Here is a 24,405-nt window from a genome sequence, read left to right as displayed (position 1 = left end):
ATGAACGCCGAAGGAAACGGCGGCCCGCTCGACGGCGCCGTCGTCGCGGTCGCCGGCGCGGCCGGTCCCGCGGGCCGCGCCGCCCTGCTGCGGCTCGCCGAGGCGGGCGCGACCGTGGTCGCGTCCGACGCCGACCCGGCCCGCCTCGCGGAGGCCGTCGACGCCGCCCGCTACGCGCACGGCGGCGCCACGGTCGTCGGTGACACCGTCGACCTGCTCGACCTCGCCGCCACCCGCGACTGGGCCGCCAAGACCGAGAAGGAGTTCGGCCGGATCGACGGCCTGGTCCACCTCGTCGGCGGCTGGCGCGGCAGCGCCTCCTTCACGGAGACCGACCTCAAGGACTGGGACTTCCTGGAGAAGCTCCTGATCCGCACGGTCCAGCACACCTCGCTCGCCTTCCACGACCCCCTGCTCCGGGCGGGCGGCCGCGGCCGCTACGCCCTGATCAGCCAGGTCGGCGCCCACCGGCCGGTCGCCGGGAACGCCGCGTACAACGCGGGCAAGGCCGCCGCCGAGGCGTGGACCCTGGCCATGGCGGACTCCTTCCGCAAGCTCGGGGGCGACGACGGCCCGCAGGCGGCGGCTGCGATCCTGGTGATCAAGGCATTGGTGCACGAGGCGATGCGCGCCGAGCGCCCCCATGCGAAGTTCGCGGGCTTCACCGACGTCGACGACCTGGCCGGAGAGATCGTCGGCCTGTGGGGCAAGTCCGCCCAGGAAGTGAATGGACAGCGCCTGTGGCTGACCCCCGAGCCGTGACCGCGGTTCCCCCCCTCCGGACCGACGCGCGCCGTCGCCACGACCCGTCGGTCCGGGGCTTCGCCAGCGACAACTACGCCGGCGCCCACCCCGAGGTCCTCGCCGCCCTGGCCCTCGCCAACGAGGGCCACCAGGTGGCCTACGGCGAGGACGAGTACACCGACCACCTCCAGCGGATCGTGCACAGCCACTTCGGCTCCCGGGCCGAGGCGTTCCCGGTCTTCAACGGGACCGGCGCCAACGTGACCGCCCTCCAGGCGCTCACCGACCGCTGGGGCGCCGTCATCTGCGCCGAGTCCGCCCACATCAACGTGGACGAGGGCGGCGCGCCGGAGCGGATGGGCGGTCTCAAGCTGCTCACCGTGCCGACCCCGGACGGCAAGCTCACCCCCGAACTGATCGACCGGCAGGCGTGGGGCTGGGAGGACGAGCACCGGGCCATGCCCCAGGTCGTCTCGATCACCCAGAACACCGAACTGGGCACCGTCTACACGGTGGACGAGATCCGCGCGATCGTCGAGCACGCCCATTCCAAGGGCATGAAGGTCCACCTCGACGGGGCCCGGATAGCCAACGCTGCCGCCTCGCTCGACGTGCCCATGCGCGCCTTCACCAACGCGGTGGGCGTGGACGTGCTCTCGTACGGCGGCACCAAGAACGGCATGGTCTTCGGCGAGGCCGTGATCGTGCTGAACCCGGACGCGGTCAGCCACATGAAGCACCTGCGCAAGCTGTCCATGCAGCTCGCGTCGAAGATGCGGTTCGTGTCCGTGCAGCTGGAGGCGCTGCTCGCGAAGGACCTCTGGCTGCGCAACGCCCGCCACTCCAACGCGATGGCCCAGCGCCTCGCGGCCGGGGTGCGCGCGCTCGACGGGGTGGAGATCCTCCACCCGGTCCAGGCCAACGCGGTCTTCGCCCGCCTCCCGCACGAGGTGAGCCGCCGTCTCCAGAAGCGCTTCCGCTTCTACTTCTGGGACGAGGCCGCCGGCGACGTGCGCTGGATGTGCGCCTTCGACACCACGGAGGACGACGTGGACGCCTTCCTCCAGGCCCTGAAGGAAGAGCTGGCCCGCCAGGTGTACTGACCACGAGCGTCGTCGACACCGGCCTGCTCCTGATCATGGCGAAGACCTCCGGTGTGGTGGGAGCCGTCCGGCAACCCACCGCACCGGAGGTCTTCGTTGTCCCACCGTCACGACCGGCCGGGGAGACGGGCGGCACACCGGCTCCGCTCCGGGCGCCCGGCTCCGCCCCCGCGACCCGGACGGCACCCGGCCGCACGGACACGAGCGGACTGCTGCTGGTGGGGGACGGCCGCGTCGAACGCGTTCCCTGGGCGCGCGGCGGCATGGACCTGATGCGGGAGATCGGCCGCCTGCTCCGGGCCGAGGACCTCACGATGGTGAGGCTCGGCACGGACCTGACCCTTTGGCACGGCGCGACGGGCGCCGGGAGCCCCGACCCGGCCGCGAGCCGTCTCATGGCCGCGTACGGCTTCCGGCCGGTCGCCGGGCCCGTGGCCGGCCGCTGCGTCGGCCACGACCCGTTCCCGCTGGGCGCCGACGAGATCGACGGCGTGGCACGCCGCCCGGAGCGCTGACGTACCCCCGGAGCCCGTCCCTTCCGGATCTCGCCGGGCTCGCGGGGTCCGGCCCGATCCGGAAGGAACGGCCCGGGCGACGGTGAACAGGCGCACGGCCGGACGGAAGGTCATCGGCCCCGTCCGGCCGCGAGCGGGGCCGTCGGCCGCGGGCGTCCGCGTCAGGCTTCCTTGACCTGGGCCGGGGTCGGGGCCGTGCCGCCGAGGTGCGCGGGCACCCACCAGGTGTCGCCCGCGTCCCTGGGGCGGACCGGGTAGGCGCGCTGCGCGGCTTCCAGGAGCTCCTGCACCCGTTCGCGCAGCCGCCGGGTGATGGCGCCCGCGTACTGGTCGGCGGGGGCCTCGACCGCCTCGCCGACGCGGATCGTCACCGGGATGTGGCTCCGTTTGAAGTTGCGCGGACGCCCCTTCGTCCACACCCGCTGGGTGCCCCACAGCGCCATCGGGATCAGCGGGACGCCGGCCTCCTGGGCGAGGCGCGCCGCACCCGTCTTGAAGCCCTTGAGCGTGAAGGACTGGGAGATGGTCGCCTCGGGGAAGACGCCGACGATCTCCCCGGACCGCAGCGACTCCAGCGCGTGCTTGTAGGCGTGCTCTCCCTGCGACCGGTCCACCGGGATGTGCTTCATGCCGCGCATGAGCGGCCCCGAGACCTTGTGCCGGAAGACCGAGTCCTTCGCCATGAAGCGGACCAGCCGCTTCTGCGGCAGCGCGGCGAGACCGGTGAAGATGAAGTCCAGGTAGCTGATGTGGTTGCTGACGAGGACGGCCCCACCGGTCCGAGGGATGTGCTCCGAACCCTGTGTGTCGATCTTGAGGTCCAGCGCCTTGAACATGGTCAGTGCGGCGCCGATGACCGGCCGATAGACGAGTTCTGCCATCGGAGAGGAACCCCTTCTTCCTGCTGTGTCCGGGGAGGGTTCTCCCGGCGAAGTTACGGAGCCGTAGGTTTTCGGCTTCGGGCAGATCGTGCCCCATGCGGAGCGCCGTGACCAGCCCGAGCGTCTCCGTACGGGGAGATTCTCGTCACTCGCGGTGGCCGGAACGGGAATCGAACACCCTTCTCCGATGCTGTACCCGGTAAAACGCGGAACAGACCTGGGCGCGGGAGAAGGAGACGGAAACGGGATGGACGACGTCCTCGGGCCGGAGGCGCTGGGCGCCGAACTGGGGGAGCGGGCCACCCTCGTGCAGTTCTCGACCGCCTTCTGCCAGCCCTGCCGGGCCACCCGCCGCACCCTCGCCGAGGTCGCCGCGATGGTCCCCGGCGTGGGCCACGTCGAGATCGACGCCGAGGAGCGGCTCGATCTCGTCCGCGCGCTCGGCGTCGAACGCACCCCCACCGTGCTCGTCCTCGACCGGGCCGGCCGCGTCGTCCGGCGGGCCTCCGGACAGCCCCGCAGGGCGGACGTCATCGCCGCCCTGGGGCGGGCGGTCTGACGCGGTGACGCTCCTCCCACATCGCGGGGCGTACTTGACTGCACCCGCCATCGATCGTCACGCTGGCGGAATGCCCGGAGAACTCCTTCTCCACGGCCGGACGCGCCGGGAGCCGGCCCCGCGCCACGGGTGCGCGCCGTCCGGGTCTCCGACCGCCCCGGGACCCCTCTCGTGCCGTTCCCGCAGAAGGACCACTCCATGACGGTTTCGCCCGAGCTCCGCACCGTTCCCACGGTCGGCGCGCCCCGGAACGCCTCTCCCGATCTGCTCCGCTCCGTCTTCCGCCGGCACGCGGCCGGCGTCGCGGTGGTCACCGCCCACGGCGAGCGCCCCGTCGGGTTCACCGCGACCTCGCTCAGTTCCGTCGCCGCCGACCCGCCGCTGGTCTCCTTCGGCGTGGGCACCGCGTCCTCCTCCTGGCCGGTGCTCTCCGAGGCCGAGTTCGTCGGTGTGCACATACTCGGCGAGCACCAGGAGGAGCTGGCCGCCACCTTCGCCCGCAGCGGCGCCGACCGGTTCGGCGGGGCGACCCGCTGGAGCCGCGGTCCCGAGGGCGTGCCCGTGCTCGACGGGGTCCTGGCCTGGCTGGTGTGCCGCGTCGTGGCCCGGGTGCCCGCCGGGGACCACCGGATCGTGATCGCGCAGGCGGTCGCCGGCGACCCGGACGGGGCGGGCCGGCCGCTCCTCTACCACCACGGCGGCTTCAACGCCCTGCGCGACTGAGAGTTCCCTTGCGCGCCGCTCTCCGCGCGTTGGGAAGGTCACACGGCTGAGCGCTTGCTCAGTGGTGCCCGGCTGGGTGTACTGACGAGTAATATTTCTGGTGGGAGCCTCCGGTGCCCCGACCGGAAACCCGCCCTTCAGGCGCCTATGCTGCGAGCAACAAGGCAGCCCAGTTATGACGATGCAGTAGGAGAGCCGGCGTGAGCTTGAGGATCGTTGTCTGTGTGAAGTACGTGCCCGACGCCACCGGCGACCGGCACTTCGCCGATGACCTGACGGTGGACCGCGACGACGTCGACGGCCTGCTGTCGGAACTCGACGAGTACGCGGTCGAGCAGGCCCTGCAGATCGCCGAAGAGGCCGACGACGCCGAGGTCACCGTGCTCACGGTCGGTCCCGAGGACGCCAAGGACGCGCTCCGCAAGGCCCTGTCCATGGGCGCCGACAAGGCGGTCCACGTCGAGGACGACGACCTGCACGGCAGCGACGTCATGGGCACCTCGCTGGTGCTCGCCAAGGCCGTCGAGAAGACCGGCTACGACGTCGTCATCACCGGTATGGCCTCCACCGACGGCGTCATGGGCGTCCTGCCCGCGATCCTCGCCGAGCGCCTGGGCGTCCCGCAGGTCACCCTGCTCTCCGAGGTGAAGATCGAGGACGGCAAGGTCACCGGCCGCCGCGACGGCGACGCCGCCTCCGAGCAGCTGGAGGCGTCCCTGCCGGCCGTCGTCTCCGTGACGGACCAGTCGGGCGAGGCGCGCTACCCGTCCTTCAAGGGCATCATGGCCGCCAAGAAGAAGCCGGTGGAGTCCCTGGACCTCTCCGACCTCGGCCTGGAGGCCGAGGAGGTGGGCCTGGAGGGCGCGTGGACCGCGGTCGACTCCGCCACCGAGCGTCCGGCCCGCACCGCCGGCACGATCGTCAAGGACGAGGGCGAGGGCGGCAAGCAGCTGGCCGAGTTCCTCGCGAGCCAGAAGTTCATCTAGTCGGCGGCGGTCCGGGGAGCCCCCGGACCGGACCGGCGACCGAGGCTCGCGCGAGCCCCTTGACCAGCCCCTTTTCGTTCGCAGGAGATGGAATCCCCATGGCTGAGATCCTCGTCTACGTCGACCACGTCGACGGTGCCGTACGCAAGCCCACCCTGGAGCTGCTGACGCTCGCCCGCCGCCTCGGCGACCCGGTCGCCGTCGCGCTCGGCAACGGCGCCGCCGACACCGCCGCCGTCCTCGGCGAGCACGGTGCCACCCGCGTTCTGACGGCCGACGCGCCCGAGTTCGCCGAGTACCTCGTCGTCCCCAAGGTCGACGCCCTCCAGGCCGCCCACGACGCCGTGTCCCCGGCCGCCGTCCTCGTCCCCTCCTCCGCCGAGGCCAAGGAGATCGCGGCCCGTCTCGCGGTCCGCATCGGCTCCGGCGTCATCACCGACGCCGTGGACGTGGAGGCCGGTGACGAGGGCCCGGTCGCGACGCAGTCCGTGTTCGCCGCCTCCTTCACCACCAAGTCCCGCGTCTCCAGGGGCACGCCGGTCATCACGGTCAAGCCGAACTCGGCCCCCGTCGAGGCCGCCCCGGCCGCCGGCACCGTCGAGGCCCTCACGGTCTCCTTCGGCCCGCTGGCCACCGGCACCAAGGTCACCTCGCGCACCCCGCGCGAGTCGACCGGCCGCCCGGAGCTGACCGAGGCCGCGATCGTGGTCTCCGGCGGCCGCGGCGTCAACGGCGCCGAGAACTTCGCGGTCATCGAGGCCCTCGCCGACTCGCTCGGCGCGGCCGTGGGCGCCTCGCGCGCCGCGGTGGACGCCGGCTGGTACCCGCACGCCAACCAGGTCGGCCAGACCGGCAAGTCGGTCTCGCCGCAGCTGTACATCGCGTCCGGCATCTCCGGCGCGATCCAGCACCGCGCGGGCATGCAGACCTCGAAGACGATCGTCGCGATCAACAAGGACGCCGAGGCGCCGATCTTCGAGCTCGTGGACTACGGCGTGGTGGGCGACCTCTTCGACGTCGTCCCGCAGCTGACCGACGAGGTCAAGACCCGCAAGGGCTGACCTGCGCTTCTGTCGGCCGGGGGCCGCACGGTGACCTCTCACCGTGCGGCCCCCGGCCGTTTCGGACACCCATTGACTCAGGCCGACACCGCCCATTAACTTCGCCATACGGATTGTTGATTCCGTGCAGCGGAAAACAGGAGGATGTGGGATGGGTCAGCAGGAGAAGGTGTCGACGAGCCTCGCGGGCGCGGTCAGCGAGGGCATCAGCGCCTCCCTCGCCGCGGTGGACGCCGAACTGGACCGCCGCTACCCGGGAGACCCCGGCACCCGCCAGCCCGTCCACACCGTCTACGTACCCGGCAACCTCTTCGACGCCGGAACCGTCCGCTCCTGGGGCGACCGGGCCCTCGCCGCCCTCGACGAACACGCGCCCGACGCCGCCTCCTTCGCCGCCGTGCTCGGCCTCGGGGACGACCTCGCCGAGGACGTGTACGGACGCGTACGGGCGAAGCTGGAGCGCGAACCGGTCGAGGACCTGCGGATCGACTTCGAGGACGGGTACGGGGGCGAGGACGAGGACGCCGACGCGGCCCGCGCCGCCCGGCTGGTCTCCGAGGCCCACCGGAACGGCACCGCCACCCCGTACGCGGGCATCCGGATGAAGTGCATGGAGGCCGCCGTGCGCGACCGGGGCATCCGTACCACCGACGTCTTCCTCACCGGCCTCCTGGAGAACGGCGGCCTTCCCGACGGCCTCGTCCTCACCCTCCCCAAGGTCACCTACCCCGAGCAGGTCTCCGCCTTCGTCCGCCTCCTGGAGGCGTTCGAGAAGACCCACGGCCTCGACGCCGGCCGCCTCGGCTTCGAGATCCAGATCGAGACCAGCCAGGCCATCCTGGCCGCCGACGGCACCGCCACCGTCGCCCGCATGATCGGCGCCGCCGAGGGGCGCGCCACCGGGCTGCACTACGGCACCTTCGACTACAGCGCCTGCCTCGGCGTCTCCGCCGCCCACCAGGCCAGCGACCACCCGGCCGCCGACCACGCCAAGGCGGTCATGCAGGTCGCCGCCGCGGGCACCGGGGTCCGCGTCTCCGACGGCTCCACCAACGTCCTGCCGGTCGGCACGACCCGGCAGGTCCACGAGGCGTGGCGCCTGCACTTCGGCCTCACCCGCCGCGCCCTCGCCCGCGCCTACTACCAGGGCTGGGACATGCACCCCGGTCACATCCCCACCCGGTACGCCGCCGTCTTCGCCTTCTACCGCGAGGGCTTCGAGGCCGCCGCCAAGCGCCTCTCGGCCTACGCCGGTCACCTGGGCGGCGACGTCATGGACGAGCCCGCCACCGCCAAGGCCCTCAGCTCCTACCTGCTGCGCGGCATCGACTGCGGCGCCCTCGACGCCGCCGAGGTCGGTGCCCTCACCGGCATGACCCGCGCCGACCTCGACCGCTTCGCCGCCCCGCGCCGAGGAGACCTCACCGCCTCCGCCGAGTAGGCGTACGGGGCGGGGCGGCCGGTGCGGGGAACGGCCGGGCCGCCCCGGGGTCCGCTCCCGCCGGAACCTCGTCCCCGGTGCCGGCGTCAGCCGGCCGGTGGCGGGACCTCGCCCGTCCCGCGCGCGAGGAGCGTCGTACCGAGCACCACCCGCTCCGGCGGTCCCTCCGCTCCGTCCAGGCGCCGGAACAACCGCTCCGCCGCCGTCCGGCCGAGCGCGGCGGCGTCCTGGGCGACGACCGTGATGCCGAGCAGGTCGGCCAGTTCGATGTCGTCGAAGCCGACCAGGGCCACCGGCCGGGGGTGCCCGGCGAGTGCCCGGACGGCCGTGACGGTGATCCGGTTGTTCCCCGCGAACAGGGCCGTCACCGGTTCCGGCGCGGTCAGCATCCCCCGTACCGCCGAGCCCACCCGCTCCGGGTCGGTCGGCCCCAGCGAGACCCACTCGTCCCGTACCGCGAGGCCGGCGTCCTCCATGGCCGCGCGGTAGCCGCGCAGCCGCTCGGCCGCCGTGTGGACGTGCGGGCGGTCGCCGATGAAACCGATCCCGCGGTGGCCGTGCGCGATCAGGTGCGCCACGCCGTCGCGCGCCCCGCCGAAGCTGTCGGAGAGGACCGCGTCGGCGTCGATCCGCCCGGCGGGACGATCGACGAACACCGTGGCGACGCCCGCCCGCATCTCGGGCTCCAGGTACCGGTGGTCGTCGCCCGCCGGGACGATGACGAGGCCGTCGACCCGGCGCGCGCACAGCGCGAGCGCCAGCTCCTGCTCCCGGCCCGGGTCCTCCGCGCTCGATCCGTTGATCAGAAGGGCGCCGTGCGCCCGGGCGACCTCTTCGACCGCCCGGCTCAGCGGCCCGTAGAAGGGGTCGGCGAGGTCCTCGAGGACCAGGCCGACGGTCGCGGTCCGGCCCTTGCGCAGAACCCGCGCGCTGTCGTTGCGGCGGAAGCCGAGGACGTCGACGGCCTCCCGCACGCGCCGCTCGGTGTCGGGGGTGACGCCCGGCTCGCCGTTCACGACCCGGGACACCGTCTTCAGGCCGACACCCGCCAGGGCCGCGACGTCCTTCATCGTGGGCCGATTGCCGTAGCGGTGAGCGGGGTGGCGGGCGAGATCGGCCACGGTGTCCGGTTCCTCCGTCGTGTCGGGGCCCGCCGGGGGCGGGACGCGGCGCGGGCCCGGGTCGAGCATAAGACCCGGGCCGCGGCGACGCTCCGGGCCCCGGAAACCGGGGCCCCACCGGTCGCGCGGACCGCCCTCACTCCCGTACGGCCCCGACCGGTTCCCGATCGGCGGCCCTCTGCTCCGGCGGCCTGGGCCCGGCCGCCCTCGGGGACGGCGCCCTCTGCCCGGAAGCCGTCCTCTGCTCCGGCGGCCTCTGCTCCACGACCACCAGGAACGCGTCGGACTCCAGATCCATCACGACCCTGGCCGGCACGCCCTCGTCGCGCCGCGCTCCTGCGAACTCCTCCGCGGGCCAGCTGCCCCGGGGGCCACCGGCCGGAAAACGTTCGAGAACTGTACGCGTCATCTCCACACCCCTTGTGCTCGCCGTTCTCCACGACGAATTCCCGCAAGTCGCACGCACATGCCGATAACGACGTCGATCCATACGTTCGTGGTTTCCGTGGCAGGGTGTTGCGGGCAAGGCACAGGGGGCTACCGAAGAGGGGGAATCGTGATCGTCTGGATCAACGGTGCGTACGGCGCGGGAAAGTCCAGCACCGCGCGCGAACTGGTCGATCTGATTCCGCACAGCACGTTGTACGACCCCGAGCTGACCGGCGGGGCGATGAGCCGGCTCCTCCCGGCCGAGCGGCTCGCCGAGGTCGGGGACTACCAGGACCTGCCCATATGGCGGCGCCTCGTCGTCGACACCGCCGCCGCCCTGCTCGCCGAGGTGGGCGGTGTCCTGGTCGTCCCCATGACCCTGCTCCGCCAGGAGTACCGGGACGAGATCTTCGGTGGCCTCGCCGCCCGCCGCATCGAAGTGCGCCACATCCTGCTCGCACCGGAGGAAACGATCCTGCGTCAGCGGATCGACGCCCGGACGGAGTACGGCGACCCCGAGGCCGACGCCCGCGTCCGGGAGTGGTGCCACGCCCACGTCGCCCCGTACCGCGCGGCCCTCGGCTGGCTGGCCGGCGACGCGTACGCCGTCGACACCTCGGCGCTCACCGCGGCCGGGGCCGCCCGTGCCGTCGCCGACGCGGTCCGCTCCGGCCTCGCCGCCCCCTGCGGGATCGTCCAGACGCCCGAGCCGACCGGTGAGACCCTCGCCGCCGGTGTGCTCCTCTTCGACGAGCAGGACCGCTTCCTGCTCGTGGACCCCACCTACAAACCCGGCTGGGAGTTCCCCGGCGGAGTGGTCGAACCGGGCGAACCCCCGGCCCGCGCCGGGATGCGCGAGGTCGCCGAGGAGATAGGCATCGAACTCGACGCCGTGCCCCGGCTGCTGCTCGTCGACTGGGAGCGCCCGCAGCCCCCCGGCTACGGCGGACTGCGCCTCCTCTTCGACGGCGGGACCCTCCGCACCGCCGACGCCGCACGCCTCCGCCTCCCCGGTTCCGAACTGCGCGGCTGGCGCTTCGTCACCGAGGAGGAGGCCGCGGACCTCCTGCCCCCTGTCCGCTACCACCGCCTCCACTGGGCCCTGCGCGCCCGCGAGCGCGGCACGGTGCTCAACCTGGAGGCCGGGGCCCCGGTGGGGTGAACGGGCCGGGCGGGTCAGGCGGCCGCGGCGGCCAGCCGGGCCGCCGCGTCCGTGACCACCGGCGCGCCGTGACCGCAGCACAGGACCGAGGGGGCCAGCTCCGCCAGCGCCCGCATCGACTCCCTCGCGAGGGCGCGGTCCACGTGGAACACGCCGAAGGTCACGTCACCGACCGAGGCCACCGTGTCCCCGGTGAACAGCACGCCGTGGCGGGGGAGGTGCACCGCCATCGAACCCGGGGTGTGGCCGGGGGTGTGGACCACCACCGCCCCGTCGCCGAAACCGAGGTCCTCGCCGTCCCCGACCTCGCGGTCCACCCGGGTCGGCGGCGCCTCCGGCACGGTCAGGCCGTGCTCGTACAGCGGGATCTCCCAGTCCAGGAGGTCCGGTTCGGGGACCGGGGCCGCGCCCCGGACCACCGGCGCGTCCAGGTGGTGGGCGATGATCTCGGCCCCGTGACGGTCCGCCAGTTCCTGCGCCGCGCCCACGTGGTCCCGGTGGCAGTGGGTCAGCACGACGCGGCGCAGCCGGTCCGGGTCCAGGCCGGCCGCCCGTACGGCCGCCGCCGTCGTGTCCGCCGTCCCCGCCCAGCCGGCGTCGATCAGGGTCAGCTCCCCCTCGTCCTGCCAGAGGTACGCCTGACCCACGGAGAAGTCGAGCAGATGCAGCCGCGGAGCGATCCCGATGAGTTCCATGCGGCGAACCTACGCACACGCGTCCGTCCGCCGCACGGCTCTACGCTCTCGGCGAGTTTCGCCTAACGCCTAACGCCTAACGCCTAACGCCTAACGCCGAACGCCGGATCCGGGTCGGGGGCCGCCGGCCGTCAGGCCCGCTTCGAGCGGGCGTAGCCGACGAGGAAGTGCGCCTCGGCCACCGACAGGCGCTCCAGCTCCTCGGGGGACACCGACTCGTTGGGCGCGTGGATCTGCGCCTCCGGCTCGCTCAGGCCGATCAGCAGGATCTCCGCCTCCGGGTACAGCGAGGCCAGCGTGTTGCACAGCGGGATCGAGCCGCCCATGCCGGCCGTCTGCATCTCCTGGCCGGGGTACGCGACGGCCATCGCCTCGGCCATCGAGGCGTACGCCGGGCTCGACGTGTCCGCCTGGAACGCCTGGCCCTGACCGACCTGCTCCAGGGTCACCCGGGCGTTCCACGGCGTGTGGTTCTCGATGTGCGCGAAGAGCAGCTTCGTCGCCTCGGCCGCGTCCTGGCCCGGCGGCACCCGCAGGCTGATCTGCGCGCGGGCCGTCTTCGGGATGGACGGGGTGGCGCCGGCCACCGGGTGGCAGTCGATGCCCATGACGGTGACGGCGGGACGCGCCCAGATGCGGTCCGCGACCGTGCCGGAGCCCGGGAGGTCCACGCCCGGAAGCACCTTGGCGTCCTTGCGGAAGTCCGCCTCCGGGTACTGGAGGCCCTCCCAGACCTCACCGCCCGGCAGGCCGTCGATGACGGTCGAGCCGTCCGGGCCGCGCAGCGAGTCCAGGACGCGGATCAGCGCGGCCAGCGCGTCCGGGGCGGCGCCGCCGAACTGGCCGGAGTGCAGGTTGCCCTCCAGGGTGTCGATCCGCACCCGGACCATCGTCATGCCGCGCAGGGTCGCGGTCACGGTCGGCAGGCCCACCCGGAAGTTGCCCGCGTCACCGATCACGATCGCGTCGGCGGCCAGCAGCTCGGGGTGCTCCTCCGCGTACCGCTCCAGGCCGCCGGTGCCCTGCTCCTCGGAGCCCTCGACGATCACCTTGACCGTCACCGGGACGCCGCCGTTCGCCTTCAGGGCGCGCAGCGCGAGGAGGTGCAGGACGACGCCGCCCTTGCAGTCGGCCGCGCCGCGCCCGTACCAGCGCCCGTCGCGCTCGGTCAGCTCGAACGGCGGGGAGAGCCACGCGGACTCGTCCAGCTTCGGCTGCACGTCGTAGTGCGCGTAGAGGAGGACGGTCGGCGCGCCGGCCGGGCCGGGCAGCACGCCGTACACCGCCTGCGAACCGTCCGGGGTGTCGAGCAGCGCCACGTCCCGGAAGTCCTCGGCGCGCAGCGCGTCCGCGACCCAGTTCGCCGCCGCCTCGCACTCGCTGCGCGGCGCCACGTTCTCGTCCGCCACCGACTCGAAGGCCACCAGCTCCGCGAGCTCGGCCTTGGCGCGGGGCATCAGGGACCGTACGGTCTCGGCGATCGGGTTCGGGGTCATGGGCACGCTCCTGATGGGTGCGACGTTACGGGGAGGACGGCTTCCGCCGAGGGTCGTGGCGCGGCGGACGCACCGTCGATCCTACGGGCGGGGCTCCGGCTACCGAGCCGTAGGATGCGTCAGGAGCAGACCCCGGTCGGATCAGGAGCAGAAGCACATCGTGAGCAGCGAGCACGCAGGGAACGCCGGTCCGGAGAACACCGAGCCCGAAGGCGCGGCTCCTGAGGGCAACGGTGCGGAGGCGACGAGGGACCACCGTCCGGACCCGGCGGCGGCCGGGGGCGCGGAGGGCGACGGGGACGCGGGCACGGACGCGGGCACGAGCACGGACGCGGTGGCGCTCCCGGAGGAGACCGGGGCGGCGGACGCGGGCGAGGCGGCGGACGCGGACGGAGCGCCGGACGCGGACGGTTCGGCCGACGTCTGGGACGTCGTGGTCGTCGGCGCCGGACCGGCCGGCGCGTCCGCCGCCTACGCGGCGGCGGTGGCCGGGCGCCGGGTGCTCCTCCTGGAGAAGTCCGAGCTGCCCCGGTACAAGACCTGCGGCGGCGGCATCATCGGCCCCTCCCGCGACTCGCTCCCGCCGGGCTTCGAACTGCCCCTCCGGGACCGGGTGCACGCCGTCACCTTCTCCCTCGACGGGCGCTTCGCCCGCACCCGCCGCTCGCGCAGGATGCTCTTCGGTCTCATCAACCGCCCCGAGTTCGACGCGCGGCTCGTCGAGCACGCGCAGAAGGCCGGTGCCGAGCTGCGGACCGGGGCCACGGTGTCCCGGGTGGAGCAGCACGGTCCGGCGGTGCCGGACCGGCGGACCGCCGCCGTCGTCCTGGCGGACGGCGAAACGATCCTGGCGCGCGCGGTCGTCGGCGCCGACGGCAGCGCCAGCCGGATAGGCGCTCACGTCGGGGTGAGGATGGGCCAGGTCGACCTGGGCCTGGAGGCGGAGATCCCCGTGCCGCCGTCCGTGGCCGAGGACTGGAAGGGGCGGGTCCTCATCGACTGGGGTCCGATGCCCGGCAGTTACGGCTGGGTGTTCCCCAAGGGCGACACACTGACCGTCGGCGTCATCTCGGCCCGCGGCGAGGGGGCGGCCACCAAGCGGTACATGGAGGACTTCGTCGCCCGGCTCGGTCTGGCCGGCTTCGAGCCCGCGCTCTCCTCCGGCCACCTCACCCGCTGCCGCACCGACGACTCGCCGCTCTCCCGGGGCCGGGTCCTGGTCTGCGGCGACGCGGCCGGTCTCCTGGAGCCGTGGACGCGCGAGGGGATCTCGTACGCGCTGCGCTCGGGCCGGCTCGCGGGCGAGTGGGCCGTACGGGTCGCCGAGGCGAACGACGCGGTCGACGCCCGCCGCCAGGCCCTGAACTACGCCTTCGCCATCAAGGCGGGCCTCGGTGTGGAGATGGCCGTCGGCCGGCGGATGCTCGCCGTCTTCGAGCGGCGTCCGGGACTGCTGCACGCCACCCTCACGGGACTGCGGCCGGCCTGGAACGCGTTCGCCGACATCACCCGGGGCGCGGCCACGCTCGGCGGCATGGTCCGTTCGAACGGCGTGGCCCGGCGGGCCCTCGAAGTCCTGGACCGGAGGATGGACACCGCGTCCGGGGTCGGCCCGGCGGGCCGGGGCGTCACCGCGAAGGAGCGGAACGCGCCGGGACCCGAAGGTGCGGAGAGTACGGAGAGCGCCGAGGTCACGGGGACGGACGGGGACCGGGGGGAGCCGGAGCGGTCCTGATCCGGGGGACCCGGAAGGTTCGACGCGCACGGGCTTCGCCGCCCCGGCCCGCTCACGCGGCCGGGGCGGCGGGGCCCGTCGTCGTGATGCGGAAGACGGGGTGCTTCGGCGCGACGGCGCGCAGCTCGGCGTCGGAGGAGCCGGGGCCGACCCCGCCGAAGAAGACGCCGACCTCGGCCTTCCAGCGCTTGAGGTAGGCGCGGAGCAGGACGGGCTTGTCGTCGTCGGCCACCTCGACGGCGGTGAACTCCCACATGTGCCTGCCGAGGTGCAGCCGTCCCCCGCCGGCGGCCCGCATGTTGTGGGTCCACTGGACGTGTCCGCGCGGAGCCACGAGGTACTGGGCGCCGTCCACCGTCAGGAGGTTGACGGGGGTGCGGCGCCATGCGCCGCTCTTGCGACCGCGGACGGCGAGCACGCGGGACCCCAGGACGCTGATGCCGCGGCGAGTGGCCCAGGCGACCAGGCGGTTGAGGACGTTCACGGTGAACCAGCCGGGCTTGATGACGTGGGCGGCGGGGGAGGGGCCGGCGGGGCCGGTGGGGCTGGCAGGGCCGTTGGGGTCAATAGGGCTGGTAGAGCTGGTAGAGCTGGTAGAGCTGGTAGAGCTGGTGGGGCCGGCAGGCTGAGCGGGGCGGGCGGACATGGCTGCCTCCTGCGGGTTGCGGAGCGGGGCTACGACTCTTCCGGCGGCGAGCAGATAGTGAGCAGTGCTCTCGCTTGAGATCAGTGTGCACAGTTCGGTGTTCACAATCAAGAGCAGTGCTCTCGAAACGTTGCGGTGCTCCGGAAATGGCACACTGCTCTCCATGACGACCGTTCGAGGGGCCCGCGCCCGCGCCCGCATCGAGATCACCGCCGCCATCAAGGACGAGGCCCGCCGACAGCTCGCGGCCGAGGGGGCCGCCAAGCTGTCCCTGCGGGCCGTCGCCCGTGAGCTGGGCATGGTGTCCTCCGCGCTCTACCGCTACTTCCCCAGCCGCGACGACCTGCTCACCGCCCTGATCGTCGACGCCTACGACGCGGTCGGAGCCGCCGCCGAAGAGGCCGCCGCCGGTTCCGCCGACCGGCGCCCGCTGGACCGCTGGACCGCCGTCTGCCGGGCGGTCCGCGCCTGGGCGCTCGCCCACCCCCACGAGTACGCCCTGATCTACGGCTCCCCGGTCCCCGGCTACGCCGCTCCCCAGGACACCGTCGTCCCCGCCGCCCGCGTCGGCCTCGTCCTCGTCGGCATCGTCCGCCGGGCCCACGCCGGCGAGGGCGTCGCGCTCCCCCCGCTCTCGGAGTCCCTGCGCCCCGAGGCCGCCCGCATCGCCGCCGACATCGCCCCGGACCTCCCCCCGGCCCTCGCCGTCGCGCTCGTCGCCGCCTGGGCGCAGCTCTTCGGCCTGGTCTCCTTCGAGGTCTTCGGCCAGTTCCACCGCGTCGTCGAGGACCGGGACGCCTTCTTCGCCGAGGCCGCCCGCCGGCTGGGCCGGGAGGCCGGCCTGCTGCCGCGCGGCTGAGGCGCCCCGGGCGGAGCCCGTACTCCCCGGGGAGTACGGGCGGCCACCCCGCCGGGCCGATGCTCCCGCCGACGGGTGCGACTAGCGTGGCGGACATGGACGAGGAGAGGGCGGACCGGCCCCCGCGCGACCGCCGGAAGCGGCGGGAGGGACGGGAGCTGTGGGACGGAGGGAAGCGGGGAGAACGGCGAGAACGGGGAGAACGGGAGGAAGGGGAGGAAGGGGAGGAAGGGGAGGGGCGGGACCGGGATGACGGCCGGCTGCCCTGGCGCTCGACGCTGCTGATCGCCCTGGTGGCGGTGGCGGGGAGCGGGTTCGCCGCGCGCAACCAGGAGGGCCGGGAGGCGCTCGACGCCCTCGGGAGGGTCCTGCTGCTGTTCGGGGCGGCCCCGCTGGTGTTCCGCCACCGCCGGCCCGTGCCCGTGGTGTTCGCCGTCGCGGCCGTCACCCTCGGCTACCTCGCGGCCGGTTACCCGTACGGCCCGGTCTTCGTCCTGATCGCCGTCGCCTGTTTCGCGGCCGTCGTGCACGGCCACCGCGCCGCCGCCGGAGGGGCCCTCGGCCTGCTCTGGACGGGACATCTGCTCCTCGCGCACCTGTTCTACGGTCACCTGCCCCCGGCGGGCGACGGGCCCGCCCCCTGGGGCCAGGAACTCACCGCGGCCGCCTTCGCCGTCGCCGTGCTCGCCGCCTCCGAGGCGATCCGGGAGAAACGCGAACAGCGGGCCCGGCGCAGGGCGGACCGGGCCGCCGCCGAACGGCGCCGCGCCGACGCGGAGCGGCTCCGCATCGCCCGTGAACTCCACGACGTGCTCGCCCACTCGATCTCCGTGATCAACGTGCAGGCGGGCGTCGGCCTGGCCCTCCTGGACTCCGACCCCGAACAGGCCCGCACCGCCCTGACCACCATCAAGGCGGCCAGCAAGGAGGCGCTCGGCGAGGTGCGCCAGGTCCTCGGCTCCCTCCGTACCCCCGGCGACGCCCCCCGGGCACCGGCCCCCGGGCTCGACCGGCTCCCCGAACTCGTCGAACAGGCGGGGGCCGCGGGCCTGACCGTCACCGTCACGACGAGCGGCCCGTCCGGGGGCCTGCCGCCCGGAGCCGGCCTCGCCGCCTTCCGGATCGTGCAGGAGGCGCTCACCAACGTGGTGCGCCACTCCGGTTCCCGCACCGCCCGGGTGCGGATCGCACGCGGTCCCGGACGCCTGGACCTGACGGTCGACGACGACGGCCCCGCCACCGGCACCGAGGCGGGCGGCAGCGGCAACGGCCTCGCCGGCATGCGGGAACGCGCCGCGGCCCTCGGCGGCACCATCGACGCGGGCACCCGCCCGGACGGCGGCTTCCGCGTCCACGCCGTACTCCCGCTCGCCCCCGAGGAGACCCCGTGACCGAAGACGCCCCCGCCCCGGGCCCCGGAGACGCCCCCGTTCCCGGTGGAGCCTCCGCGATCCGCGTCCTGCTCGCCGACGACCAGGCGCTGGTACGGGCCGGTTTCCGCGCCCTGCTCGACGCCCAGACGGACATCGAGGTCGTGGGGGAGGCCGCCGACGGCGACGAGGCCGTGGAACGGGTGCGCGCCCTGCGCCCCGACGTCGTCCTCATGGACATCCGGATGCCCCGCCTCGACGGCCTGGAGGCGACCCGGCGCGTCACGGCCGACCCGGGACTCGCCGGGGTGCGGGTCGTCATGCTGACCACCTTCGAGCTCGACGAATACGTCTTCGAGGCGATCCGTGCCGGCGCCTCCGGGTTCCTCGTCAAGGACACCGAGCCGGACGAACTGCTGCGGGCGGTGCGTGCCGTCGTCCACGGGGACGCCCTGCTCTCCCCGGGCGTCACCCGCCGCCTGATCGAGGAGTTCGCGGCCCGCTCCAGGGCACCGGCGGCCACGGCCGCGCTCGGCGCCCTCACCGAACGGGAGCGGGAGGTGATGGCCCTCGTGGGCATCGGTCTGTCGAACGCGGAGATCGCCCGCCGGCTGGTCGTCAGCCCGCTCACCGCCAAGACCCACGTGAGCCGTGCCATGGTGAAGCTCGGCGTCCGCGACCGCGCCCAACTCGTGGTGCTCGCGTACGAGTCGGGCCTCGTGCGGCCGGGCTGGCTGGGCTGATCCCCGGGGGCGCGGCACCGCGCGCCGCGCGACGGGGCGGTGACGTACGGGAGGCCCGGCGCGGAGGGCCTCAGTCCCAGGTGATCGCCGAACCCTCCCGCCACAGGCGTACGAGCGAGGCGTCCCCGGTGACGGTGACCGCCTCCTCGGGCAGCCGGTTCCACAACGCCAGGTACAGCCGCCCGGCGGGTCCGCTCAGCTCCGTGTCCACGGGGCCGGAGCCGGGGGAGCCGGTCGCGCGCTCCGTGCGCGGGGCGTCCGCCGAGAGCCGTACGGTCCAGACGTCCCCGGTGTCCGTCGTCCGCACCCGCAGGGTCCGGGGCGCGGGCGTGCGCACCCGGCTGCGGTCCCGGGTGTGGAAGAGGCTCAGCAGCTCGTCGATCCCGTCGGCGGCCACCCCGGGGTCCACCGGTCCGGGACCGGCCGCGAGCGCCGACTCCGCGTCCGCGCGGTGGACGGCCGTCTCGTGCGCCTGCCGCCGGGCCCAGAAGGCGAGGGGCGAGGGCGCCGGGAGGAACGTCCAGCACTCCAGCGTCTCCGGCGCGGCGCGCAGGGCGGCCACCAGGCCCGCGTGGCCCTCGCGGTAGTGGGCGAGCAACTCGTCGCCGTCGAGCGCCGGTTCGCCGCCGCCCGGACGGTACGCGGTGTGCCCCTCGGCCACGAACGCGGTGGCCCAGCGGTGCACCGTCGTCACGTGCCGGAGGAGGTCGCGGACTCGCCACCCCGGACAGGTCGGCACCTCCGCGTCCGGTCCGGCCCCGGCCGCCGCCTCCGCGAGGCCCCGGCCGGCCTCGTCCAGTGCCTCGACGTACTCCGCGATCTCCATCGTTCCCCCGTCGGTCGTGTCCGTGCGACGGATTCTGGCAGAGGCGGGGGCCCCGGTACGGGCCCGAGGTCGCGCCGGAACGGAACGCGCGGGCGAGGCCGCAATAACCTCCGGGGCCGTCTCACGCGATCATTCTCGACGGTGGGGTGGCCTTGCCCGAAGGGGAAGCCGTGCACCGGCGTCGGGTACGTCCGGGACGCGACAGGCGAGGGTACGTCCCACGAACCGTTCGGCCACGCAGGTGCGCTCCTCGGCGGTCAGCGGGTCGGTACCCGCCGGCTTCAGGTCCACCGCCCGCTCGGCCTCGATCACCCGTGACCGGGATTCACGCGGCGGATCGGGGTTCGGACGTCTTGTGGCGCTGCCGGGCGGCACGCATCTCCGCAAGAGCCACGGCAACGGCCCCGGCGTTCAACGGGAAGGCCACGGCGTTGGCCACGTCAGGTATGTCGAAGGCGCGAAGCGCGCTGGTGAGGGCGGAGGCGAGGAAGAGGGCGAGCGGGAGGTACCGGCGCCACCGGGGCAGATCCTTGATCCGGGCCACGGTGACGGAACACCACAGGGTGAAGGCGAAGACGGCGATGCCGATGGCGGCGACGGCAAACAGCATGGGGACGGACTTTCGTTCCGGGCGGTCGCGGGAGGACGGGGACCGCAGGTGATCGATCATAGGCGGGGTGGGTGTGTCCCACGCTCACACGTGGGCACACCCACCCCTCATCGGATCAGCGCACCGGCATCAGCCGTTGGTGTAGACGATCCGATAGCTGGACACGTACGTCCGTGATGTTCGGGCCCAGCTCCAACCGCCGGTCCGGGTCCACTTGATGCCCGACCAGGCTATCCGGTAGGTGGTCCGGTCACGGTAGGAGTACTGGTAGCGGGTCTCGTACGAAGCCACGATCTTCTGTCGGCCCCATCCGTACCAGGCTGCGACACGGCACTTGAAGACGTACTGCTTGCGGTAGCGGTACTGGCGCTTCCACGAGGTGATCGGCAGGGGGCCCCAGTCACCGCTGACGACGTCCCAGAACCAGTGGTAGTTGTAGTTCTGCCAGCTGCCGTAGCTCCACGCGGTCGTACGCAGGACCGTGGTGAAGGTGCGGCCGGTCCACGCGTGCTTCGGCACCCGGCAGGTGGCGCACCCGGTGACGTCTTCGCTGTTCACCGGGTCGGCGCACGCGTAGTCGTACGCGTTGCAGCTGCCCCCCGGCACGGGGTCGGCCGACAGGAACCGGCCGGTGGCCGGGTTGTACAGGCGTACACCCATGAGCAGGAGGTTCGTCCGCGTCTCGGAGGAGCGGTGCTGACCACCGTGCCAGCCGTAGCGGACGGTACCGGCGTCGTCGGTGCGGTTGCCGAACTCGTCCGTGCCGAGGACCGTGGCGGACTGGCCGGTCGCGGTGGGCAGCTGCATCACGACGTCGCCGTGCAGGTTGACCAGCTGGAGCACCGTGTCACCGGTCTTGCCGGTCGTGGCCGCCAGCCCGCCGTCGAACCCGTTGACGTTGCGGGTCAGCGCCCCGGTGGCGGTGTCTTCGACAATCCAACGCGGAGAGTCCGCGTCGGAGCCGTAATGGTTCAGCTTGGACTGGGTCTGCGTCCAGGTGCCGGAAGCGTTCGACTCGATCGTCCAGCCGCGGAAGCGGAGCTGGGAGTCGAGGGACCAGGTCTGCCGCTGGGAACCGGCCGTCTGCTGGCGTACCAGGTCGTTGGCGTAGTACGCGAGCGTGGTGCCCGGGACCGCGGTGGTGCGTCCGAACGCGTCGTAGGCGTAGCCGGTGTCGACGAGGCGGTCGCCGCTGTCGTGGGCGTGCGTGGTGGTGGTCGCGCCACTGGTGGTGCAGTCCAGGCCCGGGGCCGCGGCCGCGACGGAGCGCGTCTTCCGGTTGGAGTTCTTGTCGAAGGTGTAGCTACGGGTGACGCAGACGGCGTCGACCGTGTCGTCCTGGGCCTTGGTGAGTCGTCCTGCCTTGTCGTAGCTGTAGGTCTGGTTGGAGGTCTGCCCGGCGGAACCGGTGTAGGTGGCCCGCTGACCGTGGACGGTGGGCAGCAGGTTCTCGGAGAAGAGGATCGCGCCGTCGCTGTCGCGAGTGTACGTGCGTTCCGTCGGCTGTCCGGCGGGGTTGGTGCTCTGACGCATGGTGAAGCCGCCGGGCAGCTTCCTGCTCAGCACCTGGCCGTCGGCGTCGTAGCTGACGGTGAAGGTGCCGGCCACCGAGTCGGTGAGGGAGGACACCAGGCCGCGCGGGTCGTTCGTGGTGTCGTACCCGTACGTGGTGCTCGACGGCACGCTGTCGCTGACCTGGACCGGCTGGCCCTCGGCGTCGTACGTGCTGGTGGTCACACCTCCGTCGGCGTCGGTGTAGGAGATCAGGCGGCCCAGCTTGTCGTAGGACTTCCTGATCGTGCCGCCGTCGGTGGAAGTGATCGTGGCCACCTTGCCGCTGGCCGGGTCGTACGCCGTCGTGACCGCGGGGACGGCCGTGCCGAGACCACCGGTGACGGTCACCGTGGAGGCCCGGCCGGCGGGGTCGTACGCCGTCGTCTTGACGCGCGTGCCGCCGTTGGCGGTCTCCGTCAGCTTGGCGGTCTCGCCCCAGCGGTCGTACTCGGCGAGCGTGGTGACCAGTTCGGCCGGGTTGCCGCCGCCGCCGGTGACGGCCGCGGCGGGCCGGGTACGGCACACCTCGTCGGCCCACTCGGGACGTCCTCCGCACACGCCGGTTCCGTCACCGGTGTAGTACTCGGTGATCAGGGTTCCGGCGTCCGAACCCGTGGAGGCCGGCAGGCTGCGGCTGATCTGCCGGCCAGTCGCGTCGTACGTCGCCTTCTCGGTGAGGGCGAGGCCGCCCGGGTCCTGGATGGTGCTGGTGGGCTGTCCGTTGCCCCAGTCGAACACGGTCTGGGTCACCCGGGGGTCCGCGGTCAGCGTCGGCCAGTTGCGCGGCTGGCCGCCTTCGGTGGACTTGGTGACCTTGTCGGACACGGTGGCGCTTCCGTCGGTGGGACGGCCACCGTCGTATTCCTTGACCGTGCGGTGCCGGACCACCAGCTGTTCGCCGGCCGCGGCCACGGTGGTCGTACCGTCCTTCAGGTCCGCTTCGAGCACCGCTCGGTGCAGGGGCCCCAGAGTCTCCAGCTCGCGCGAGCCGTCGGCGTTGTAGATGCCGCGGTTCGACAGGAGCTCCGCGCGCTCGGCGGCCGGCAACGTGGCGATGCCGAGATCCGCGAGCGTGGCCCTCTCCGCGGCGGTGGTGCCGAGGGCGAGGGCGCGATTGGCCGCGGAAAGCTCGCGGACGCTGTTGCCGAACTGGTCGTACTCGGTCGTGGTGACGTTCTTCGCCGGGTCGAGGGTGTTGACCTCGCGGCCGGACGCGTTGAGGTAGTGCACCATGGCACGCCGGTAGTCGGCGGCCGTCAGCGCGCTGCCGTCGCTGGACGACGGGCGTGCGTCCGTGGGGAAGACCGCGGTGGCGTCGGTGGGCGCGTCGAGTTGGCCCCATGCCTTGACGTCGGCGGCACCCATGGCCTGAGGAGCGCCACCGCCCGTCAGGGGCACGCCGTAGACCACGGTCGTCTGGGCGGTGTTGCCGTCGGTCTCGGCGGCGGAGCCCGGCTTCAGCGTGGGCCGGCTGACGTTGAGGAGCATGCCGTCACCCGTCACCGGATCGCTGCCCACCTTGCCGTAGGAGAAGGTCCACGGCAGCTGGCCGGGCGGGGTCATCCGAGTGACGCGGCCCGCCGAGTCGTACGCGTAGGTGGTCTTCAGCGCCGGGGAGATCCGCGGGTCCCAGGTCTCCCTGAGCCGTCCGGATTCGTCGTAGGTGTACGTGGCGACGGTGGTCGAGGTCGAGGACGCCGCGCCGGGCGAGGTCGCCCAGACGCGGATCTCGGAGACCTGGTCCTTGACGTCCCCGAAGACCGAGGAGGTCGCGGTGGTCGAAGGTGCGTAGACGAACTCCAGGACCCGGCATCCCCTGGTGGACGGGCTGGCCTCGCACGTGCCCACGGTCACGGCACTGGTGGCCGCGATGATCCGCTTGGGGCGGGCAAGCACTTTGCCGTTCACGGTCACAGACTCGGAGACGACATCGGTGGTGGAGTTGGCGTGGCCGTCCAGCAAGGAGCGGCTGACGGTCCAGGCGGTGCCGGCGGTGCCGACCCGGCTGAACGTGGTGATGGTGCCGTCGGTGTCCGACAGCGTGAGGTCACCGCTGGTGAGGCTGCCCTTGAGCGTCAGGTTCTCCGCGCCGGGTTCGGGGATCCAAGCCGTCTTGGTCGCGTTGGACGTGAAGGAGATCGTGCCTCCCTCGGCGGTGACGGCGTCCAGTGACGTGGCCGAGGTCTTGCGGATCTCGGAGTAGTCGGACTGCACGGCCTGAGCGGCCGTGCCCGCCACCCACTCCTTGCCGAAGATCGCCGCCTGGCCCTCCCGGCCCGCGCCCGCAGTGGGCGTGCGCGAGGAAGCACTGCGCGTCACGTTCATGTCGAACACGGAGACATCGGTGCCGGACAGCGTGTAGTCACCGGTCAGCAGGTTGACCGAACCGGGCCCGACCTCGGAGGTCGCGGCGCTGTCAGCGTTGTGGTCCACCACGACGGTCAGCGGCTGCGTGGCACCGGTGGCGCTGTTCGCACCGGTGAAGTCGGCCTTGATCTGAACCGTGCCGTCGGGGTCGACGGTGTCGGTGGCGTTCCAGACCAGCGGCGCGTTCCTGCCGTTCACCAGCGGCACCGGCCAGGCGGTCAGCGGAGTACCACCGGACGTCACTTGCCCGGCGGGAATCTGCACCCAGGGGTCGGCCTCGGAACGCCGCCAGGAGAAGGACACCTGGTTGTACTTACCCGCGTCGGCCTCGGCGACGAGGGGCAGACGGCGCGCGGTGCGCTCACCGTCGGCGGGCTGGACGAAGCCGCCGGGGCCGGCGTGGAAGGTGTAGGAGACCGGCTCGGACTTGTTGTCGGCCTTGTCGACCTGCCGGACCTGGAGGGTGTGGGTGCCGTCCTTGGGCGGGGCGACGGGGAGGGCCTTGGCGGCGGTGGAGCCGCCGGTGGCGGCCTTGGTCCAGGTCACGCCGTCGAGGGACCACTCCAGCCAGTTGTGGTCGGTGCCGTTGGGGGTGACGGTGAAGGTGCCGGTCTGGCCCGCGCCCTTGACCCACGTGTTCGCCGGGTAGTCGGTCGAGGCGATGCTCGTCGGCGCGGAGGGGTTGGTGGTGTCGACGGTGAAGGTCTTCCACGCCGACCAGCCCAGGTTGTAGTGGGTGCCGTCGTAGGGGCTGGTGCGGAACTTGTAGGTCTTGCCGC

Annotated in this window: 22 protein-coding genes; 13 read left to right on the top strand and 9 right to left on the bottom strand. The window is 73.2% G+C overall.

Going from position 1 to position 24,405, the window contains the following annotated elements:
- From ACFYZY_RS10720 to ACFYZY_RS10710, 3 genes are read left to right on the top strand one after another with little or no spacing between them, the layout of a single operon-like run.
- Positions 1 to 762, top strand: a complete 762-nt coding sequence (locus ACFYZY_RS10720) for an SDR family NAD(P)-dependent oxidoreductase (RefSeq protein WP_388692013.1) — start codon at positions 1 to 3, stop codon at positions 760 to 762.
- Positions 759 to 1,847 (top strand): threonine aldolase family protein, encoded by a 1,089-nt coding sequence (locus ACFYZY_RS10715; protein ID WP_388692011.1) that lies wholly within the window; start codon positions 759 to 761, stop codon positions 1,845 to 1,847. The genes ACFYZY_RS10720 and ACFYZY_RS10715 overlap by 4 nt, the downstream gene beginning before the upstream one ends.
- A 35-nt stretch (positions 1,848 to 1,882) precedes the next feature.
- Complete coding sequence (locus tag ACFYZY_RS10710) at positions 1,883 to 2,362, top strand: hypothetical protein (protein WP_388692009.1); 480 nt, start codon at positions 1,883 to 1,885, stop codon at positions 2,360 to 2,362.
- 161 nt (positions 2,363 to 2,523) lie between these two features.
- Here ACFYZY_RS10710 and ACFYZY_RS10705 read toward each other — a convergent pair whose 3' ends face one another.
- The gene (locus ACFYZY_RS10705; RefSeq protein WP_388692007.1) at positions 2,524 to 3,243 is read right to left on the bottom strand and encodes a lysophospholipid acyltransferase family protein; all 720 of its coding nucleotides are present in this window, start codon (positions 3,241 to 3,243) and stop codon (positions 2,524 to 2,526) included.
- A 247-nt stretch (positions 3,244 to 3,490) separates the two neighbouring features.
- On the opposite strand from ACFYZY_RS10705, the gene ACFYZY_RS10700 reads away from it, so the two are divergent.
- The 5 genes from ACFYZY_RS10700 to ACFYZY_RS10680 all read left to right on the top strand — a co-directional run bounded on the left by ACFYZY_RS10700 (position 3,491) and on the right by ACFYZY_RS10680 (position 8,013).
- On the top strand, positions 3,491 to 3,802 hold the full coding sequence (locus ACFYZY_RS10700; protein WP_388692006.1) for a TlpA family protein disulfide reductase: 312 nt from the start codon (positions 3,491 to 3,493) through the stop codon (positions 3,800 to 3,802).
- Positions 3,803 to 4,000: 198 nt separating this feature from the next.
- Entirely contained in the window at positions 4,001 to 4,525 is a 525-nt protein-coding gene (locus tag ACFYZY_RS10695; protein WP_388692004.1) for a flavin reductase family protein, read from the top strand.
- Between the two features lie 200 nt (positions 4,526 to 4,725).
- Positions 4,726 to 5,511 carry an electron transfer flavoprotein subunit beta/FixA family protein gene (locus ACFYZY_RS10690; protein ID WP_388692002.1) on the top strand — a complete coding sequence of 262 codons (786 nt, stop codon included), beginning with the start codon at positions 4,726 to 4,728 and terminating at the stop codon, positions 5,509 to 5,511.
- 98 nt (positions 5,512 to 5,609) lie between these two features.
- Complete coding sequence (locus ACFYZY_RS10685) at positions 5,610 to 6,572, top strand: electron transfer flavoprotein subunit alpha/FixB family protein (RefSeq protein ID WP_388692000.1); 963 nt, start codon at positions 5,610 to 5,612, stop codon at positions 6,570 to 6,572.
- 151 nt (positions 6,573 to 6,723) lie between these two features.
- Positions 6,724 to 8,013, top strand: coding sequence for a DUF6986 family protein (locus ACFYZY_RS10680; protein ID WP_388691998.1), 1,290 nt, complete (start codon positions 6,724 to 6,726; stop codon positions 8,011 to 8,013).
- An 86-nt stretch (positions 8,014 to 8,099) separates the two neighbouring features.
- Here the strand turns inward: ACFYZY_RS10680 and ACFYZY_RS10675 are convergent, their stop codons facing one another.
- The gene (locus tag ACFYZY_RS10675; RefSeq protein WP_388691996.1) at positions 8,100 to 9,134 is read right to left on the bottom strand and encodes a LacI family DNA-binding transcriptional regulator; all 1,035 of its coding nucleotides are present in this window, start codon (positions 9,132 to 9,134) and stop codon (positions 8,100 to 8,102) included.
- Positions 9,135 to 9,270: 136 nt separating this feature from the next.
- The gene (locus ACFYZY_RS10670) at positions 9,271 to 9,543 is read right to left on the bottom strand and encodes a hypothetical protein (protein WP_388692482.1); all 273 of its coding nucleotides are present in this window, start codon (positions 9,541 to 9,543) and stop codon (positions 9,271 to 9,273) included.
- Positions 9,544 to 9,690: 147 nt separating this feature from the next.
- Between ACFYZY_RS10670 and ACFYZY_RS10665 the strand changes: the two genes are divergently transcribed.
- A complete protein-coding gene (locus tag ACFYZY_RS10665; protein WP_388691993.1) occupies positions 9,691 to 10,725 on the top strand; it encodes an NUDIX domain-containing protein in 1,035 nt (344 codons plus the stop codon).
- Between the two features lie 14 nt (positions 10,726 to 10,739).
- Here ACFYZY_RS10665 and ACFYZY_RS10660 read toward each other — a convergent pair whose 3' ends face one another.
- Positions 10,740 to 11,420, bottom strand: coding sequence for an MBL fold metallo-hydrolase (locus ACFYZY_RS10660; protein WP_388691991.1), 681 nt, complete (start codon positions 11,418 to 11,420; stop codon positions 10,740 to 10,742).
- 131 nt (positions 11,421 to 11,551) lie between these two features.
- Complete coding sequence (locus ACFYZY_RS10655; RefSeq protein ID WP_388691988.1) at positions 11,552 to 12,916, bottom strand: dipeptidase; 1,365 nt, start codon at positions 12,914 to 12,916, stop codon at positions 11,552 to 11,554.
- Positions 12,917 to 13,349: 433 nt separating this feature from the next.
- Here ACFYZY_RS10655 and ACFYZY_RS10650 point away from each other — a divergent pair, with 433 nt between their 5' ends.
- Positions 13,350 to 14,651: a geranylgeranyl reductase family protein gene (locus ACFYZY_RS10650; RefSeq protein WP_388692459.1), complete on the top strand. Its 1,302-nt coding sequence runs from the start codon at positions 13,350 to 13,352 to the stop codon at positions 14,649 to 14,651.
- Positions 14,652 to 14,703: 52 nt separating this feature from the next.
- Here the strand turns inward: ACFYZY_RS10650 and ACFYZY_RS10645 are convergent, their stop codons facing one another.
- On the bottom strand, positions 14,704 to 15,219 hold the full coding sequence (locus ACFYZY_RS10645) for a nitroreductase family deazaflavin-dependent oxidoreductase (protein WP_388692458.1): 516 nt from the start codon (positions 15,217 to 15,219) through the stop codon (positions 14,704 to 14,706).
- Between the two features lie 241 nt (positions 15,220 to 15,460).
- Here ACFYZY_RS10645 and ACFYZY_RS10640 point away from each other — a divergent pair, with 241 nt between their 5' ends.
- From ACFYZY_RS10640 to ACFYZY_RS10630, 3 genes are all read left to right on the top strand, one after another.
- The gene (locus tag ACFYZY_RS10640; protein WP_388691986.1) at positions 15,461 to 16,156 is read left to right on the top strand and encodes a TetR/AcrR family transcriptional regulator; all 696 of its coding nucleotides are present in this window, start codon (positions 15,461 to 15,463) and stop codon (positions 16,154 to 16,156) included.
- A gap of 95 nt (positions 16,157 to 16,251) precedes the next feature.
- Positions 16,252 to 17,547, top strand: coding sequence for a sensor histidine kinase (locus ACFYZY_RS10635; protein ID WP_388691983.1), 1,296 nt, complete (start codon positions 16,252 to 16,254; stop codon positions 17,545 to 17,547).
- A gap of 59 nt (positions 17,548 to 17,606) precedes the next feature.
- Positions 17,607 to 18,269 carry a response regulator gene (locus ACFYZY_RS10630; RefSeq protein WP_388692457.1) on the top strand — a complete coding sequence of 221 codons (663 nt, stop codon included), beginning with the start codon at positions 17,607 to 17,609 and terminating at the stop codon, positions 18,267 to 18,269.
- Positions 18,270 to 18,339: 70 nt separating this feature from the next.
- On the opposite strand, the gene ACFYZY_RS10625 is transcribed toward ACFYZY_RS10630, so the two are convergent.
- From ACFYZY_RS10625 to ACFYZY_RS10615, 3 genes are all read right to left on the bottom strand, one after another.
- Positions 18,340 to 19,095, bottom strand: a complete 756-nt coding sequence (locus ACFYZY_RS10625) for a maleylpyruvate isomerase family mycothiol-dependent enzyme (RefSeq protein WP_388691981.1) — start codon at positions 19,093 to 19,095, stop codon at positions 18,340 to 18,342.
- Between the two features lie 325 nt (positions 19,096 to 19,420).
- Complete coding sequence (locus ACFYZY_RS10620; protein ID WP_388691978.1) at positions 19,421 to 19,705, bottom strand: hypothetical protein; 285 nt, start codon at positions 19,703 to 19,705, stop codon at positions 19,421 to 19,423.
- Positions 19,706 to 19,834: 129 nt separating this feature from the next.
- On the bottom strand, positions 19,835 to 24,405 hold a 4,571-nt coding region (locus ACFYZY_RS10615), incomplete at its 5' end, for an RHS repeat-associated core domain-containing protein (protein ID WP_388691975.1).

The sequence above is a fragment of the Streptomyces sp. NPDC001744 genome (genome assembly GCF_042892575.1).
GTDB lineage: Bacteria > Actinomycetota > Actinomycetes > Streptomycetales > Streptomycetaceae > Streptomyces.
This window is presented reverse-complemented; position numbering and strand designations above follow the sequence as displayed.

Excerpts from the sequence above, each read along its gene's own strand:
- ACFYZY_RS10655 (WP_388691988.1), bottom strand. The coding sequence starts at position 12,916 with ATGACCCCGAACCCGATCGCCGAGACCGTACGGTCCCTGATGCCCCGC.
- ACFYZY_RS10700 (WP_388692006.1), top strand. The coding sequence starts at position 3,491 with ATGGACGACGTCCTCGGGCCGGAGGCGCTGGGCGCCGAACTGGGGGAG.
- ACFYZY_RS10670 (WP_388692482.1), bottom strand. The coding sequence starts at position 9,543 with ATGACGCGTACAGTTCTCGAACGTTTTCCGGCCGGTGGCCCCCGGGGC.
- ACFYZY_RS10640 (WP_388691986.1), top strand. The coding sequence starts at position 15,461 with ATGACGACCGTTCGAGGGGCCCGCGCCCGCGCCCGCATCGAGATCACC.
- ACFYZY_RS10660 (WP_388691991.1), bottom strand. The coding sequence starts at position 11,420 with ATGGAACTCATCGGGATCGCTCCGCGGCTGCATCTGCTCGACTTCTCC.
- ACFYZY_RS10695 (WP_388692004.1), top strand. The coding sequence starts at position 4,001 with ATGACGGTTTCGCCCGAGCTCCGCACCGTTCCCACGGTCGGCGCGCCC.
- ACFYZY_RS10680 (WP_388691998.1), top strand. The coding sequence starts at position 6,724 with ATGGGTCAGCAGGAGAAGGTGTCGACGAGCCTCGCGGGCGCGGTCAGC.
- ACFYZY_RS10710 (WP_388692009.1), top strand. The coding sequence starts at position 1,883 with ATGGCGAAGACCTCCGGTGTGGTGGGAGCCGTCCGGCAACCCACCGCA.
- ACFYZY_RS10705 (WP_388692007.1), bottom strand. The coding sequence starts at position 3,243 with ATGGCAGAACTCGTCTATCGGCCGGTCATCGGCGCCGCACTGACCATG.
- ACFYZY_RS10625 (WP_388691981.1), bottom strand. The coding sequence starts at position 19,095 with ATGGAGATCGCGGAGTACGTCGAGGCACTGGACGAGGCCGGCCGGGGC.
- ACFYZY_RS10685 (WP_388692000.1), top strand. The coding sequence starts at position 5,610 with ATGGCTGAGATCCTCGTCTACGTCGACCACGTCGACGGTGCCGTACGC.
- ACFYZY_RS10720 (WP_388692013.1), top strand. The coding sequence starts at position 1 with ATGAACGCCGAAGGAAACGGCGGCCCGCTCGACGGCGCCGTCGTCGCG.
- ACFYZY_RS10620 (WP_388691978.1), bottom strand. The coding sequence starts at position 19,705 with ATGCTGTTTGCCGTCGCCGCCATCGGCATCGCCGTCTTCGCCTTCACC.
- ACFYZY_RS10635 (WP_388691983.1), top strand. The coding sequence starts at position 16,252 with ATGGACGAGGAGAGGGCGGACCGGCCCCCGCGCGACCGCCGGAAGCGG.